This is a genomic window from Sphingomonas sp. PP-F2F-G114-C0414, assembly GCF_003688595.1.
Taxonomy (GTDB): domain Bacteria; phylum Pseudomonadota; class Alphaproteobacteria; order Sphingomonadales; family Sphingomonadaceae; genus Sphingomonas.
This window is the reverse complement of record NZ_RCWT01000012.1, coordinates 82,139-98,075: the sequence shown is the minus strand read 5'-3', so window position 1 is coordinate 98,075 and position 15,937 is coordinate 82,139. Positions and strand designations below refer to the sequence as shown.

The following is a 15,937-nucleotide window of genomic DNA, read 5'->3' as shown; positions in this document are numbered from 1 at the left end:
CACCCTTTGTTGTGCGATAAGGATCGCCAGGACCCTGTGATGCTTGAACACGCCGACCACGACCACGAAGACGCCGCTCCGATCGACATGCTCGAAAGCTATTACGCTGCGCATGGCTGGGAGCACGAGCGCCACGACGACGAGATCGTCGCGACCGTCAAAGGCAGCTGGGCGACGTACGAGTTGCGCGCGTTGTGGCGTGAAGACGATAGCGTCCTGCAATTCCTCGCTTTTCCCGATATAAAGGTGCCCGACGAACGCCGTCTCGCGGTGTACGAGACGATCGGCCTGGTCAACGAACAGCTCTGGATCGGTCATTTCGAACTCTGGTCGACGAGCGGCATTCTGTTGTTCCGGCACGCGGCGATGGTCGATGGCGGCGACGACGGGACGATGTCGCTGGAGGCAGCCGAACTGCTCGTCGAATCGGCGATCGAGGAGTGCGAGCGCTTCTATCCCGTGTTCCAGTTCGTGCTGTGGGGCGGCAAGAGTCCCAAGGAAGCGATCGCCGCGGCGCTGATCGAAACCCACGGCGAGGCATGAGCGGGCGCTTTCCAGCAGGTCCGCTGTGGCTGATCGGCTGCGGCAACATGGGTGGTGCGATGCTGCGGCGCTGGATCGCCGCCGGGCTCGATCCCTCGACGGTGACGGTGATCACGCGAAGCGGGAAGGGCGCGCCCGAGGGAGTTCGCTCGATGACCGCGCTGCCTGACGAAAATGCCCCAGCAACGCTGATGCTTGCGCTCAAGCCGCAACAGATCGATGCGGCGCAGGCCTTGCTCGCGCCCATGCGCGGCGCGCCGACGCTGCTGCTGTCGATCCTGGCTGGTGTCGATCACGCAACTTTGTCGGAACGGTTCGCAGCGGATACGATCGTTCGGGCGATGCCCAACCTGCCCGTGGCGATCGGCAAGGGCGTGACGTCTCTCTATACAGTTGCCGCGTCGGACGAGGCGATCGCAGCGGCAGAGGCCTTCGCCGTGCCGCTCGGTCACTATGAATGGATCGCCGACGAAGCGCATTTCGATGCGGTGACCGCGCTCGCAGGCTGCGGCCCGGGCTTCGTATTCCGATTCGCCGACGCACTGGCCAAGGCCGGCGTGGCGCTAGGGCTGCCCGCAGAGCAGGCGGCGCGGCTGGCGATGGCCACGCTTGAGGGCGCGGCGATCATGGCGGCTGATGCGGACGTATCGCCTGCCGTCTTGGCGGACCGCGTGGCGAGTCCCGGCGGATCGACTCGGGAGGGTATGAACGTGCTGGACCGCGACGATGCGCTGGTTGCGTTGCTCACCCAAACATTGGCTGCATCCGAGCGGCGCAATGCCGAGATGGCCGCCGCCGCGCGCTGAAGTGGGCGCTCAGCCGCGCAGGCCGAATACCTGCGAGCGATCGCTTTCCGGTACCAAGCCTTCCAGCACCGCCCAGAACCCCGAGACCGCGCTCTGTCCGGCGCTGGCATAGGCTTCGGCCATGCGAATCCGCGCCGCCTCGAACAGGTCGCGTTCCATCTTCGCGCCTTCCGGGGTGAGCTTCAGCAACCGTTGGCGGCGATCGCGCTCACCGGGGCGCGTTTCGACCAGCTTGCGTTCGGCGAGCTCGTTCAGCACGCGGCCGAGTGATTGCTTGGTGATCGCCAGCAGTGACAGCAATTCGCTGACGGTGAGATCGGGTTTGCGCGCGATGAAATACAGTGCGCGGTGGTGCGCCCGGCCAAGCCCTTCTTCGGCGAGGCCCTGGTCGATCGACCGCGTCAGGTGGCTATAGCCGAAATAGAGCAGCTCCATGCCGCGGCGGAGTTCGGGTTCGCGAAGGAACAGGGGCGACGCAGGCGAAGCTGTGGCAGACATGTTGACCGGTTTAGCCATCGCCCGTAGTCGTCGGCAACCCGCCTTGAGAGAGAATTCGATGTCCGCTCCAGCTTTTACGCCCTCTTCAACCTTCCGCCACGAGCCAAACGCGGCTCCGGTCGAGGCGAACGAGCGCGCGAAGCGGCTGATCGATCCCGGATTCGGGCGAGTCTTCACCGATCACATGGCGATGATCCGCTATAGCGATGCCGAGGGCTGGCACGATGCGCGGATCACTGCGCGTGCGCCGCTGACGATCGATCCGGCGTCGTCGGTGCTGCATTATGCGCAGGAAATCTTCGAGGGCATGAAGGCGTATCGACTCGCGGACGGCGGCACTGCGCTGTTCCGTCCCGAGGCGAACGCGCGCCGCTTTCAGGATTCGGCGCGGCGTCTCGCGATGCCCGAACTGCCGACCGAACTGTTCCTCGAATCGGTCGAGCGGCTGGTGAAGACGGACGCGAACTGGATTCCGGAGAGCGACGGCGGCGCGCTGTACCTGCGCCCGTTCATGTTCGCCTCCGAAGTGTTCCTCGGCGTGAAGCCCTCGGCCGAATATCTCTACATGGTGCTCGCCTCGTCGGTCGGCGCCTATTTCAAGGGTGGCGCGCCGACCGTGTCGATCTGGGTGAGCCAGCAGTACACGCGCGCCGCACAGGGCGGCACCGGCGCCGCCAAGTGCGGCGGCAATTACGCCGCCAGCCTGCTTGCGCAGTCCGAGGCGATCCGCAACGGCTGCGATCAGGTTGTGTTTCTCGACGCGGCCGAGCGCCGCTGGGTCGAGGAACTCGGCGGGATGAACATCTTCTTCGTGTTCGACGATGGCAGCATGGCGACGCCGGCGCTGACCGGCACGATCCTCCCCGGTATTACGAGGGACTCGATCCTGACGCTCGCGCGTGCCCAGGGCATCACCGTGCGTGAGGAGGGCTACACCTTCGATCAATGGCGCGCCGATGCGGCGAGCGGCCGGCTGGTCGAGGCGTTTGCCTGCGGCACCGCGGCGGTGGTGACGCCGATCGGCACGGTAGCGAGCCCCGAGGGGCGTTTCACGATCGGTGACGGTGCTCCCGGTGCTCTGACGATGCGGATGCGCGACGCGCTCGTCTCGATCCAGCGCGGCACCGCGCCCGACGACAACGCCTGGCTGCACCATCTCGCGGTTTGACGTCCGCGAGGGCTTTTCACGCGGCGCGGCCCCGCTATAAGGCCGCCTCTGTTGGGGCGTCGCCAAGTGGTAAGGCAGCGGCTTTTGATGCCGCCATGCGCAGGTTCGAACCCTGCCGCCCCAGCCAAGTCTTGATCTATTTTGCCAAGCGAACCGGAAGCCTCGAGGTTTCCAGCTCTGCGTGAATTAGACCATCGCGTTGCGTCAAGCGCCGCCAGATGGTTTCCTAGCTTGTCCTTTGAACTAATCCTGACGACTAGTCCCTGCGCTTCGTTGAGTGCACAGCAGCATAACGCGGCTCGAATCCGCCGCGACGGTTATGGCGGCAGCTCGGTGCGACAATGAGGAGGCGGCGAACACAGCAGAGTACAGCGACGAGGTTGACGTTGTCGTTACAATATAACATTGCGGGGCAACGGAGAAATCAAACTGTGTCGACCGCGACTGCCGCTACATCCTCCATTGCAACGTCCGCTACTTCGCCAGCCGAAAGGGACGACGTCGTTTCTGCGCCGCCGGTGCGCCGTGGTGCTCGAATCGAGTCGATCGATGGGCTGCGCGGCCTCGTCATGCTGTTGATGTTGGTCGATCACACCCGCGAATTCTTCTATTATGGTCATCAGGTCGCAGATCCGATGGACCTGACCACGACGTCCCCCGGCTTGTTCTTCACAAGGCTGGCAGCCCATCTGTGCGCGCCCGTCTTCGTCGCGCTGACCGGACTCGCCGCCTGGCTGTACGGCGCGCGCAAGCCCGTGATGGCGACCTCCGCCTTCCTGGTGAAGCGGGGGGCGTTCCTGATCGCGCTGGAACTGACGATCGTCGGGTTCGCCTGGTCTTTCACTTTGTCACCAGCGACGGTATTCCTGCAGGTCATCTGGGCGATCGGCTGGTCGATGCTCGCCTTGGCCGCACTGGTGCATCTCCCGCGGATCTGGATCGCCGCGATCGGTGTGACGATCGTCGTCGGGCACAATCTGCTCGATCCGATCACCTTTGCAGTGGGCGAGCCCGGACATGCGATCTGGGCCGTGCTGCACGATCGGGGCTTTGTCGATCTGTGGGAAGGAACGCGCGCTCGGACCTCTTATCCGGTCTTGCCGTGGATCGGCGCAATCGCGCTGGGCTATGCGATAGGCCCTTGGTTTGCGGCTGCGACCGCGCCGACGACGCGGGTGCGCCGGTTGTGGACGGTCGCGGTAGGCCTGTTGGCCGCGTTCTGCGTGGTGCGCGGGCTGAACGGTTATGGCGATCCGACCGCGTGGATCGGCGGCCCGACCCCATCGCTCACCGCGATGTCGTTTCTGAACGTGACCAAATATCCCCCGTCGCTCGATTTTCTGCTGCTGACGCTGGGGATCGGATCCGCCTTGCTGGCGCTATGGGACAGTCGATCGCCGCGGTGGCTGGCGGTGTTGGGCAGCGCGCCGTTGTTCTTCTATATTCTACATCTCTACGTGCTGCATATCGTCCAGATTGCTGCGGGCGCAGTGACCGGTGCAGCGGGGGCGGACGTGCCGTCGGTCGGCTGGATCTGGCTGATCGCCGCCGCCGTGCTGGGGCCGCTCTGGCTCGCGACCCGGTCATTCGCGACGATGAAGCGCAAAAGCGATCGGTGGTGGATGCGGTACCTGTGATGGCGACGCTTTTGGCCGGACGCTTTCAGGAGGCGTGATCGCGTCGCCGAGGTGCAGCCTCTGCGAGTGATACACGGTCGACTTCCGGCGTCTGGCAGGAGCGACGGGTCAATTGTGCCGGTTTGATGGCGTTGGACGTCCGCAACTCGGCGTATAGTTGGTGTTATTACGTTAGAGCACGGCCGCTCCAGCAAAGCGGTCTATACCCAAAGCTCGGCGCATAACCCGGCTCTTGGGCTATGCTTCAGATCAATCGGATGGGAGCCGCGTCTCCGCCGATGCGTCGGCATCTGCGGAGACCTCAGGACGCAGGGCTTGCCGCCCGCGAGAGCGATGTGATCGACCTTCAGGCGGCCTTTGCGGCCATCCGCGCGGCCAACTTCTCTTCCTCGGTCCAGACTTTCCGCACGCGCTCCTTGGTCGGCTTGACCTGCTTGACGGGGCCACCGCCGAGCACGGGTGCGCGCTGGGTGGAGTGGCGCGCCACTTCGCAATGCCATTCGTGATCGTCCTGGACGGTCAGCGTGCGACCGATCTCGCGCTCGACATCATGCAGCCAGGCGCGCTGCTCGGCATCGCACAGCGTGATCGCGAAACCGCTGCGCCCGGCGCGCCCGGTGCGGCCGATACGGTGGACATAGCTCTCGGGGAGGCTCGGCAGATCGTGGTTGAACACGTGCGTCACGGTGTCGACATCGATCCCGCGTGCGGCGATATCCGTCGCCACCAGGACCTGCACGGTGCCGGCACGGAACGCGTCGAGCGCGCGCTCGCGCTGGCCCTGCGACTTGTTACCGTGCAGCGCCTCGGCAGTGATGCCCTCTTCGCTGATGAACGCGCACACTTCGTTGGCGATGTTCTTCTGGAGCGTGAAGACGACCGCCTGGCCCATGTCGGGCGTACGCAGTAGCGCCAGCAGCGCAGCCTTCTTGTTGGCAGCGTCGAGGAACATGACCGACTGGTCGATCCGGTCGACCGTCGTCGACGGCGGCGCGATCTCGACCTTGGCTGGATCGCGCAGGAGGCTCTCGGCCAGCGCGGCGATCGACTTCGGCATCGTCGCCGAGAACAGCAGCGTATGGCGGTCCTGCGGCAGCGTCGCGACGATCCGCTCGATCGGCTTGGCGAAACCCATGTCGAGCATCTGGTCGGCCTCGTCGAGTACCAGCGCTTCGAGCGCGGACAGATCGCACAGCCCCTGGTCGATCAGATCGAGCAGACGGCCCGGTGCTGCGACGATGATGTCGACGCCGTCCTTGAGCGCATTGACCTGATGGAACTGGCTGACGCCACCGAAGATCGTCGTCACGCGCGGCTTGATGTGGCGGCCGAAGCTCTCGAAGCCCGCGGCGATCTGCGACACGAGTTCGCGCGTCGGGGCGAGCACGAGCACGCGCGCGCCGCCCTTGGGGGCAGGGCGGGGATCGGCGGCGAGGCGGTGCAGCAACGGCAGCGCGAAGGCGGCGGTCTTGCCCGTGCCGGTCTGCGCCATGCCGAGCATGTCGCGGCCCTGCAGCAGCATCGGGATCGACTGCGCCTGGATCGGCGTCGGGCTGGTATAGCCCTCTTCCGTTAGCGCCTGCAGCAAAACCGGGGCGAGGGCGAGATCGGCGAAAGTCATGGTCATGATCAAGCGGCGCCTCCGGCGCAGAGCAAAGCGGCACCGTGAAGGGCTTGGCATAATGAGGAGGCGCGCGTCTAGGATTGATGCTGCACCGCGTCAATGTGGAAAGCGGTGGACTGCTTCAGGCCCTCTAGGGCCGTCGGCTCAGGACCCGATCATCTACGGCGTGCCGCACCGGAACCATCCGCATCCAAAGCTACGCCGATCGCCTTTCCGGTGTAGGCGATCGTCCGACCGATGCCTTCGCCGAGCCCGACGCCATTACCCGCGGCGACCGACACCACATGAAAAATGCGCGAGGTCGGCATGCCTGGATAGCGGCCCTGTCGCGCGCCGATCGTCAGCGTCCCGGTCTTGTCGTCCAGCGCAAGATCGATCGTAGCGCGCTCGCCGCGCCGCCAGCCTTGGCGGTCGCCCGCGTCGTCATAGAGCGTGAAGCGTCCGTCGCGACCGCGGTATACGCGCAGTTCGGTCGGCAAAGCGGGCGACTGTTCGGTATATTGGACGCGTTGCCCCAGCGGCAGGATCGTTCCCGCCGCGATGTGCAGCGGGATCTGCCCGATCGGCGCGGCCACCGTGACGCGCGTGCCGCCAGTCAGCCGTGCGCCCGACCAGAAATCATACCAGTCCGTGCCCGCCGGCAGATAGACCTGTCGCGACGTCGCACCCTTCTCGACCACCGGGCTGACCAGGATCGACCGACCGAACAGATATTCGTCGCGCAGATCTCGCGCCGCTTCGTCGTACGGGAACGCGATCCCCGCCGGGTACAGGAATGAGGCGCCGTGCTGCGTGACCTGCCACGACTGCGCATACAGGAACGGCAGCAAGCGGTAGCGCAACGCGACCGCATCCAGCAGCGGACCGCGGGCAGGCTCGGGGAAGCTGTAGACCTCCTTGCCGGCGCCGGTTCCGTGGATCCGGAACATCGGGTTGAACACGGCGAACTGGAGCCAGCGTGTGAACAGTTCCTGATAGGCGGGATCGTCCGGGCTGCCGCCGAAGAACCCGCCGATGTCGGCCGACCAATAGGGAATGCCGGTCATCGAGAAGTTGACGCCGGCGGGGATCTGCGCGCGGAACACGTCCCACCGGCCGGCAACGTCGCCCGACCAGGTGATCGCGGCATTGCGCTGCTGCCCGGCCCACGCCGACCGCGTCAGGATGATCGGGCGCTTCGCGGCGAAGTCGGTCGCCATGCCGTCGTGCACCGCGCTGGTGTGCATCAGCGGATACGCGTTGTAGACATCCGCGCCGGATCCGATCGCGGTCCGCACGTCGCGCATCTCGCCCCAGTGGCCGCCGAGTTCAGCCTCGCTCCCGTCGAGCCAATAGCCGTCGAAGCCGACCTTGCCCAACCGCTCCGAGACGAACCGCCAATAGGTCGCGCGCGCGGTCTTCGAGAACGCGTCGTACCAGCGACCTTCGCCGGCGGGATAGACGTTGGGATAGGTCTTTGCGTACAGCCCGTCGACCGCGTCGAGCGCCTTGGTCGTGTCGAGGCCGCGGTCGAAGCGCGGCCAGATCGACACGATGCTGTGCACATTCTGCCGGTGCAGCGTGTCGAGCATCCCCTTGGGATCGGGATAGCGCGCCGGGTCCATTTGGTGGCTGCCCCATTCGCCGGGCTTCCAATATTGCCAGTCCTGGACGACCGCATCGAGCGGGATCTTCATCGCACGATAGCGTGCTGCGACACCGAGCAACTCGGCCTGCGATCCATAGCGCTCCTTCGACTGCCACAGCCCCCAGGTCCAGCGTGCCATCAGCGGCGCTTGCCCGGTCAGGCCACGATAGGCGCCGATCACGTCGTCGACATCGGGGCCGCCGAACAGGAAATAATCGATGCCCTTGCCAGCCTGCGATCGGAACACGATCCGGTCGGTGGCCTGCGGTACGGCGACCGCGACGTCGGTCACCGCAGGATTGTTCCAGAACAGGCCGTAGCCCGCGCTGGAGACGAACACGGGGACGCCGACATCGGTGTTGGCCTGCTGCAACCGCACCGTCGTGCCGCGATAATCGGGCAGTCCGGCTTGATGCTGGCCAAGACCGTAGATCGCCTGGCCGCCGCCGATCTCGAACCGCTGCTGGACGCGCCCGTCGGGCTCCGGCGCGTCGCCCAGTCTTCGGGTCACCGGATCGCTTTCGCCGATCAGCGGCTTGCCGTTAGCACCGAGCAACGCGACCCGGCCATCGGCCTTGGCGATCGTCACCCGCATCGAAGGGGTCGCGATCACGAAGCGATCCACGTCTTCCGTCATGGTCCAGGCAACGCGCGCGGGCCTGCCGAGGACCGCGAGACCAGTGTCTAACTCTGACACCTGGGCCGCAGCGACCGTCACGCGGATCGCACGCTCGCCCCACACCGTCACGCGGAGGACGCCACCAGGTACCCTGAACCGGGCGCCGTCGCTGGTCTTCTGCTCCAACGTCGTGCGCGCCGCGGGAGCTTGCGTCTCGGAGGATTGCCAGGGAGTCTGTGCGCCCACGGGGGTGGCGCTGGCGATCGCGCCGACCACTGCCGCGCCGATCCAAGTATGTCGCATCCGTCCTCCCGGTCCGGACTTGAACGCCGGCGCGACGGGAGGTTATGTCAGAGTATTGAGCGGGTCAAACGATCCGCCACTAGACGGTATTGGTTACCCCGTCCGTTCAGCATTACCGGCGGGCGGAACTGTCGAGCATGCGCGCCGGACTGACGATCGCGCGGTTTCGTCCCTCGCGCTTCGCCTGATACAGCGCGGCATCCGCGGTTTGGATCAGCGTCGTTCCATCGCGCGACATGTCGGGGTTCCAGGTCGCGAGCCCGAACGACATGGTCGTCGATCCGAGCCGTTTGCCGCCCTGCTCCAGCGTGAGGTCGGCGATCGTCTGGCGGACGATTTCGACGCGGTTCAACAGCGTTTCCGCGGTCGTTCCCGGCGCGATGATCGTGAACTCCTCGCCGCCGAAACGGCATACGACGTCGCCGTCGCGGAAGCGGGCGCGCAGTTCATTGGCAACCGCGTGCAAGACGAAGTCGCCCGCATCATGCCCGAACTCGTCGTTGAACCGCTTGAAGTGATCGATATCGCACATCACCAGGCTGAGCGCCGGACCGCCGCGCGCGGCGCGGGCGATCTCGATCGCCAGCGTCTCCTCCATGTAGCGGCGATTGAACAACCCGGTCAGCGGATCGCGGATCGTCTGTTCGCGCAGGTCGCGCTGCAACCGGTGGTTGACGAGCGCCGAGGCGATGTTCTCAGCGAGTACCGTCAACTGAAAGCGGCTGTCGCCGGTGATCATGCCCTGCAGATACAGCACGCCGATGACTTCGCCGGACGCGAGGAGCGGCTCGCAGTGATAGACCGTCGCCGCATCGCCAACGTGCGCGCAGACGATATCGCCGTCCGGTACCGCGACGAAGTGGCTCTGGCCGCGGCGCAACGCCCAGCATTGGTCGGGCGCGAACCCGTCGGTTTCGATCGCGACGCCGCCCCAGGTCGCCATCGGCGTCAACAGGTTGCGCGAGTTGTTGTGGACGAACAGCGCGCCGGGCAGTCCCGGCAGCACGCGCGGCACGAACAGCTGGACGATCTGCGCCAGTTCCATGTCGGTGCGCGCGGCCTGCATGCGGTGCGCCATCCCGCCGAGAAGCTCGATCGCCTCGCCGCGTTCGCGCATGCTGTCGGCGTTGCGGACCAGTTCCCCATTGGCATGCTGAAGCTGGTGCTCGCTCTCAACCTGTTCGCCGACCGCAGCCTCCAGCAGTTCTGCCATCGCGTTGTAGCCGGTCGCGAGGTCGTCGAACTCGCGCGACCCCATCGCGCTGGTGATCCTGGCACTGCGGTCGCCCTTGCCGAGATCTGCCATCGCCTCCTTCATCAGGACCGAGGGGCGTTTGATCCCGCGAATGACGAGCCCGGACACCAGGATGACGATCAGCGCGATGATCGCCACGCCTGCGATGGCGAGCCGACGCACGCCTGTCAGCCGCTGCCCCGCCGCGTCGGTCCGCTGCGTCTGAAGGTTGCGCTCCTCAGCCAAAAACTCGCGCGCTCGGAGCGTGATGGTCGACATCAGGTCCCGCCCGCGCCCGCTGGCCACCATCGCCGCAGCCCTGTCGAATGCGCCCACCTGGCCGAGGTCGAGGGGACCACGCAGAATCGCGGTCCGTTCGCGGATCAACCGACGAAGCTCGTTGGCGCGCATGTTCTGAACGGGATTGTCGGCGGTAAGCAACACGACCTGCGAGATATCGCTCAGCGAACCCGTAACGCGATCTTCGAACGACTGCGCGAACGCCGGGTTGTGCGTGATGATGAAGCCGCGCTGGCCCGACTCCGCGTCACGAAGCTCGCCGAGCGCCTGGGTCATCGTTTCGATGACCTCGGCCGAATGCGTCACCTGACCGAAGCTGTCGCGTGTGTCGAGCGAAGCGTGGATGAGCAAGGCCGCGAGTGCCGTCAGGGCAACGACTACGACGACGCCCAGCATGGCTATGCGCGAGGAGAGCGACGACAACATGTCTTAATTCTAGCGCGAAAGACGTTGCCAAAGTCTGACCATGCCGGAAAAATTCGAAATGGTTTCTTACTGTCCAGGCCGTATCCGCTCGGCAGTGCGCCGGTTGAACGCCGTCATTGCCGCGGCGGCAGGCACGTCGGGCCGCGCGAGGAGCACAATCAACCCGAACCGGGTTTATTGATATATGTTGTCGAAATTATACGTAACTTGTTAGTGTTTCGCAGGCAGTTAGGTCCGCAAGACCATGCCAAACCAGCGAAATTTTCGAAGCGAATCGTCGCGTGGCAGCCATTGGCGACGCGCGGCGACCAGTGCGCGCGACGATATCGTCTTTGCGGGTCGAACCGCGGCCGGTCCCTCGCTCGACGATTCCGCGGATCGAACGGGCATGCTCGGCACGGCAATCCGGTTCGCCGCGTCGCTGCTGAACTTGGTGCCGTTTTCGCGCGTCGTCGCGGGTCCGAAGGCGGTCATCGTCCTCCTCGTCCTGGCTGTGACCTTGTGCCTCGGCACGCTGATCTACGTCCAGCATGCCAACAGCGTGATCGTCGACCGCGACATGGACGCGGCGGTGTCGTTGAGCGAGATCGCGGCACGGTTCGATCACGAAGACGGCAATCTGTACCGGCTGATGGTCGACGAAGCGGCGAGCGGACCGTCCGCGGGCGGCGAACATCGTCTTGGCCGAATCAGCGCCCGGATCGATCGGATCAGTGCCGATCTCGCGGCGCAGCAGCAGGCCATGTCGCCGCACGATCGCGCGCGCGCCGCCAACGTCGTCGTCGAACTCGCGAAATATCGCGAGGCGGTCGACGTGGTCTCGTCGATGCTGGAGATCGATTTCGCGACCAGCGTCGGCATGCTTCGGCCGTTCCGCGCCAATGCCGATCACGTCCTGACGGCGATCAAGGGTATCGCCGCGTCGGGCATCACCGACGCGCACCGCCATGCCGAGGAGGCCGCCTGGCGGACCCGTCTGCTCGTCGCGCTGGTCACGACCGCGATGCTGATCGTCGCGGCGCTGTCCTATGCCTGGCTTGCGCTGGCGGCGACACGCGGGACGCAGTTGCGCGCGGAAATCATCCGGCGCGGCGTCGCCGAACAGGAGGCGCTGCTGCTGGCGCGGACCGACGCGCTGACGGGGTTGGTCAATCGACGCGTGTTCGTCGGCGATATCGAACGCGCGGTCGGCGCGGCGCTGGCGTCCGACAGCAGATTGTCGGTGATCCTGACTGATCTCGACAGTTTCAAGGACGCCAACGACACGCACGGCCACGCGGCAGGCGACACGGTGCTGAAGGTGGTGGCGCACCGCCTGCGGGTCGTCTTCGGGGCGAACAGCACGATCGCGCGGCTGGGCGGCGACGAGTTCGCCATCCTCCTGCCGCAGGACCAGGAGCATAGCGACGTGATGGCGCTGGCCCATCAGGCGAGCGTCGCGTTGCATGAGCCGCTCGTATGGCGCGGCAACATGATCAAGGTCGGCGCCAGCATCGGCGTCTCGCGGTTCCCCGAGGATGGATCCGAACCCGACGACCTGCTGCACGCCGCCGACATCGCGATGTACGAGGCCAAGCGCGACCGGATACGACGGGTCTGCCTGTTCGCCCCGGCGATGGAGCTCGACCGTCTCGAACGGCGCCGGATGGAGCAGGAACTGTGCGATGGCATCGTGCGCGGCGAGATACGGCCTTTCTATCAGCCGATCATGCGGTTCTCGGACGGCCAGCTCTATGGCTTCGAGGTCCTCGCGCGGTGGTATCATCCGCGTCTGGGGCTGCTGACGCCCGACAGGTTCGTCCGGATCGCCGAAACGACCGGGCAGATCACCGAGATGACCAAGTCGGTCCTGCGTCAGGCGTGTATCGACCTCAGCCATATGCCCGATCATCTGCGGATGGCGGTGAACATATCGCCGATGCAGCTTGAGGAGCCGAACCTCGCCGAGACGCTGATCGGGATCATCCGCGATGCGCACGTGATCCCGTCGCGGATCGAGATCGAGATCACCGAGGACGCGGTGATGGACGACGTCGTCGCCGCCGAACGCGTTCTCGACACCTTCCGTCGGAGCGGGATCTCGATTGCGCTCGACGATTTCGGCACCGGTTATTCGAGCCTGTCCCACCTGCGACGGTTCAAATTCGACAAGATCAAGATCGACCAAAGCTTCGTCAGGTCGATGCACGAAAGCGTCGAAAGCGAAAAGCTGATCGATGCGATCGTCGCGCTGGCGGTGAATTTTGGCATGGAAGTGACAGCCGAGGGCATCGAAGACGCGCAGACCGCGAGCCTGCTCGCACAACGCGGTTGCACGCAGGGGCAGGGCTATTTCTTCGGCAAGCCGACCGCGTTCGCGCAGGCTGCCGCGCTCGTCACGCGCGGTGAGCGCGAAGCGGCGTGACAATGTCCGTGCCGTATCGCGCGCGGTCCGCAGGTGGCGCGCGTCGACCCAAGCCAGCCACGATATTCTCCGCGACGACCCGTTTTTCTACGGGCACCGGGCATCGCTCATTGTCGAACCCGCTGTCATGCGGGACGAACCCTTAGGATCAACGTGAAATCTCTGTCGTATCTCGCGGGTCCCATCCTCGCCTTTTCGGCCGTGCTGCCGACGCAGCCGGCACCGTCGGCGGTGCTCAACGTGCCGGTCGCGGCGCGCGTCATCACCTTCGTGCAGCCGGCGCCGGTCGGCGTCGTGCCGGTCGCGATCGTGTACGAGCCCGGCAATGCCGCATCGGAAGCGGACGCGGCGGATATGGAACGCGCGCTGTCGAACGGCATCACCATTGGGCGGGCGACGCTGCGGACGCGGCGCGTGGCCGTGTCGAACCTCGGACAGCTGAGCGGGGTCAAGGCCGCCTTCGTGACGACGGGCCTGCGTGCATATCAGGACGAGGTCGCGGCGGCGGCCGGCGCGCAGTCGGTTCTGACGATCACGGCGGACTCTGCCTGCGTCATCAGCGGGAAGTGCGTCGTCGGCATCACTAGCCCGAACCGGACGCAGATCATCGTCAGCAAGGCGGCGGCGCGACGCAGCGGTATCCGCTTCGGCTCGGCATTCCTCATGCTCGTCAAGGAGGTCTGATCGTGCGGTATCATACTTCGCTTCGTCTCGCCGCAATCACGATCCTGCCGCTCGTCGCGATGCCCGTCCATGCGCAACGCATGGATTACGACCTGCTGCGCCAGACGATGGGCGAACCCGTCACCAAGAGCGTCACCGGCAAGCCGCAACGCCAGTCGGAAAGCCCTGCATCGACGATCGTCATCAACCACGAGCAGATCCTGCGCTCGCCGGCCAAGGACGTTCCGAGCCTGCTCAGTACCTATGCCGGGATCGACGTGAACCACTGGACCGCGGGGCAGAGCGACATCGCCGTGCGCGGCGGCGTGCAGACGTACAACCCGCGGCTGCTCGTGCTGGTCAACGGGCGCCAGGTCTATCTCGATCACTACGGGATGACCGACTGGAACCTGCTCGGCATCCAGCTCGAGGAAATCCAGCAGATCGAACTCGTGCGCGGCCCGGTCGGTGCGCTGTTCGGGTTCAATGCGGCGAGCGGCGTCGTCAACATCATCACGATCGATCCGCTGGCGAGCCGCAAGATCTTCGCCACCGCCGAGGCCGGCAATCATGGCTATGGCCGGATCGCCGGTGCGCTCAGCATGCCGGTCTCCAGCGCGATCGGACTCCGGGTGTCCGGCGGGCACATGCGCGAGAACGAGCGCGCGATACCGGCCGACCAGATCCAGCCTGCGCGCGCCGACGACGTGATCCGCGACGACGTGTCGGCGACGGTCGATGCCGATCTCGACGCGCAGACCCAGTTGAGCGTGACCGGCGGCTATGCGCGCAATCGCCAGTTGGAACTGCTCGTCACGCAGATCTACAGCGAACAGCTCTACAGGACGCGCAATATCGGCGTGCACGTCGACCGCGACACGCCGTGGGGCAGCATCACCGCGCAGGTGTACAACAACTGGCTCGATGCCCGATACGGGATCGGATCGAACGATCCGGGACGCGCGCCGATCGCCGCGCTGCAGACGTTCGATCTTTCGGCACGCACCTTAGTCGCGCAGACCTCGGCGCTGGTCCGGCTGAGCGGCAACGATACCGCGCGGGTCGGTGTCGAGTACCGCGACAACCGCGTCGACAGCGGCGTGACGTTTTCGCGGATCACCGACTATTCGGTCCTCTCGGCCAATGCGATGCTCGACGTGCGGGTCGCCGATCCGCTGTCCGTGAACCTTGCCGGCCGGATCGACACGCTGTCGCTGGGGCAATCGGGGACGATCGCCGCAATCACCGCCAACACCGCGCCTGACTTCGACCGCTCGTTCACCGCATTCAGCTTCAACGCTGCGGCGGTCTATCAGCTGGGGGTCCGGCAGACCGTCCGGCTGAACGGCGGGCGCGCCGTGCAGGCGCCGTCGCTGGTGGTGTTCGGGATGAACATCCCGGTGACGTTCGTCGGCGTGCCGCTGCCGGTCGTCGTCGCCGGCGATCCGGCGATCAAACCGGTCGAGGTCTGGAGCGCCGAACTCGCCTATGATTACCGGATCTCCGACGCGCTGGAAATCAAGACGGTGGCGTTCTTGACCCGCACGAACAACGCGATCGCCTATCCCGGTGACAATCCGGTGCTCGAGATCCACGGCGTGACCGATCCGTTCCTCGTCACGCGGGTCGCCAATATCGGGAATTTCCGCACGTACGGGGTGGAGCTGTCGGCGCGGGGGGCGATCCGGGACCATGTCACCTGGCGCGCGAATTATTCCTTCACGCAGACCGACGAGGCATTGCCGGGGAATGCCCGCGGCATCGAATATTCGTTCCTGCCCGGCGAAGCGACTGCGCGGCACAAGGCCAATGTCGTGATCGATTATAGCGACGCGCGTTGGTCTGGATCGGTTGTCGGCCGGTACTCGTCGGCGACGCGTCAGCTCAGCACGCGGCCCGATACGTTTCTCGATCTGTTCGACGTGTCGGCCGCGCTCGCGCTCGACGCGAAGGTCGGTGTCCGCTTGTCACGGACGGTCTCGGCGTGGGTTGCGGGTGAGAATTTGACGCACGCGTCGGGGGCTGCAGGATCGCCGCTGCCCGCGGATACGCGGGTGCGATCGGGGATCAGCTTTTCGTTCTGAC

The 15,937-nt window shown here is 65.6% G+C and carries 11 protein-coding genes and 1 tRNA gene; 8 read left to right on the top strand and 4 right to left on the bottom strand.

What is annotated here, in order from left to right:
- The first annotated feature begins 39 nt into the window (after window positions 1-39).
- Window positions 40-543 (top strand): YbjN domain-containing protein, encoded by a 504-nt coding sequence (locus tag C8J47_RS12355; RefSeq protein ID WP_056047803.1) that lies wholly within the window; start codon window positions 40-42, stop codon window positions 541-543.
- Window positions 540-1,349 (top strand): pyrroline-5-carboxylate reductase, encoded by an 810-nt coding sequence (locus tag C8J47_RS12350; RefSeq protein WP_121885939.1) that lies wholly within the window; start codon window positions 540-542, stop codon window positions 1,347-1,349. Before C8J47_RS12355 ends, C8J47_RS12350 begins: the two co-directional genes overlap by 4 nt.
- 9 nt (window positions 1,350-1,358) lie before the next feature.
- Here C8J47_RS12350 and C8J47_RS12345 read toward each other — a convergent pair whose 3' ends face one another.
- The gene (locus C8J47_RS12345) at window positions 1,359-1,847 is read right to left on the bottom strand and encodes a MarR family winged helix-turn-helix transcriptional regulator (RefSeq protein ID WP_231420344.1); all 489 of its coding nucleotides are present in this window, start codon (window positions 1,845-1,847) and stop codon (window positions 1,359-1,361) included.
- 58 nt (window positions 1,848-1,905) lie between these two features.
- Here C8J47_RS12345 and C8J47_RS12340 point away from each other — a divergent pair, with 58 nt between their 5' ends.
- From C8J47_RS12340 to C8J47_RS12330, 3 genes are all read left to right on the top strand, one after another.
- The gene (locus C8J47_RS12340; RefSeq protein WP_056047813.1) at window positions 1,906-3,015 is read left to right on the top strand and encodes a branched-chain amino acid aminotransferase; all 1,110 of its coding nucleotides are present in this window, start codon (window positions 1,906-1,908) and stop codon (window positions 3,013-3,015) included.
- 52 nt (window positions 3,016-3,067) lie between these two features.
- A tRNA-Gln gene (locus C8J47_RS12335) sits at window positions 3,068-3,142 on the top strand.
- 391 nt (window positions 3,143-3,533) lie between these two features.
- Complete coding sequence (locus C8J47_RS12330) at window positions 3,534-4,652, top strand: DUF1624 domain-containing protein (protein ID WP_259467520.1); 1,119 nt, start codon at window positions 3,534-3,536, stop codon at window positions 4,650-4,652.
- A gap of 346 nt (window positions 4,653-4,998) precedes the next feature.
- Here the strand turns inward: C8J47_RS12330 and C8J47_RS12325 are convergent, their stop codons facing one another.
- The 3 genes from C8J47_RS12325 to C8J47_RS12315 form a co-directional block, all read right to left on the bottom strand.
- The gene (locus C8J47_RS12325) at window positions 4,999-6,279 is read right to left on the bottom strand and encodes a DEAD/DEAH box helicase (protein ID WP_121886215.1); all 1,281 of its coding nucleotides are present in this window, start codon (window positions 6,277-6,279) and stop codon (window positions 4,999-5,001) included.
- A 152-nt stretch (window positions 6,280-6,431) separates the two neighbouring features.
- Entirely contained in the window at window positions 6,432-8,825 is a 2,394-nt protein-coding gene (locus tag C8J47_RS12320) for a glycoside hydrolase family 31 protein (protein WP_121885937.1), read from the bottom strand.
- Between the two features lie 112 nt (window positions 8,826-8,937).
- A complete protein-coding gene (locus tag C8J47_RS12315) occupies window positions 8,938-10,785 on the bottom strand; it encodes a diguanylate cyclase (RefSeq protein WP_183129102.1) in 1,848 nt (615 codons plus the stop codon).
- Between the two features lie 388 nt (window positions 10,786-11,173).
- Here C8J47_RS12315 and C8J47_RS12310 point away from each other — a divergent pair, with 388 nt between their 5' ends.
- From C8J47_RS12310 to C8J47_RS12300, 3 genes are all read left to right on the top strand, one after another.
- Complete coding sequence (locus C8J47_RS12310; protein WP_183129101.1) at window positions 11,174-13,189, top strand: bifunctional diguanylate cyclase/phosphodiesterase; 2,016 nt, start codon at window positions 11,174-11,176, stop codon at window positions 13,187-13,189.
- Window positions 13,190-13,342: 153 nt separating this feature from the next.
- The gene (locus C8J47_RS12305) at window positions 13,343-13,873 is read left to right on the top strand and encodes a YfiR/HmsC family protein (protein ID WP_056047829.1); all 531 of its coding nucleotides are present in this window, start codon (window positions 13,343-13,345) and stop codon (window positions 13,871-13,873) included.
- A 2-nt stretch (window positions 13,874-13,875) separates the two neighbouring features.
- Window positions 13,876-15,936, top strand: coding sequence for a TonB-dependent siderophore receptor (locus tag C8J47_RS12300; RefSeq protein WP_121885936.1), 2,061 nt, complete (start codon window positions 13,876-13,878; stop codon window positions 15,934-15,936).
- Window position 15,937 lies beyond the last annotated feature (1 nt).

What these genes read in the sequence shown, in the direction of transcription:
- C8J47_RS12350 (WP_121885939.1), top strand. Translation starts at nt 540, where the DNA reads ATGAGCGGGCGCTTTCCAGCAGGTCCGCTGTGGCTGATCGGCTGCGGC.
- C8J47_RS12315 (WP_183129102.1), bottom strand. Translation starts at nt 10,785, where the DNA reads ATGTTGTCGTCGCTCTCCTCGCGCATAGCCATGCTGGGCGTCGTCGTA.
- C8J47_RS12340 (WP_056047813.1), top strand. Translation starts at nt 1,906, where the DNA reads ATGTCCGCTCCAGCTTTTACGCCCTCTTCAACCTTCCGCCACGAGCCA.
- C8J47_RS12325 (WP_121886215.1), bottom strand. Translation starts at nt 6,279, where the DNA reads ATGACCATGACTTTCGCCGATCTCGCCCTCGCCCCGGTTTTGCTGCAG.
- C8J47_RS12345 (WP_231420344.1), bottom strand. Translation starts at nt 1,847, where the DNA reads ATGTCTGCCACAGCTTCGCCTGCGTCGCCCCTGTTCCTTCGCGAACCC.
- C8J47_RS12355 (WP_056047803.1), top strand. Translation starts at nt 40, where the DNA reads ATGCTTGAACACGCCGACCACGACCACGAAGACGCCGCTCCGATCGAC.
- C8J47_RS12310 (WP_183129101.1), top strand. Translation starts at nt 11,174, where the DNA reads ATGCTCGGCACGGCAATCCGGTTCGCCGCGTCGCTGCTGAACTTGGTG.
- C8J47_RS12320 (WP_121885937.1), bottom strand. Translation starts at nt 8,825, where the DNA reads ATGCGACATACTTGGATCGGCGCGGCAGTGGTCGGCGCGATCGCCAGC.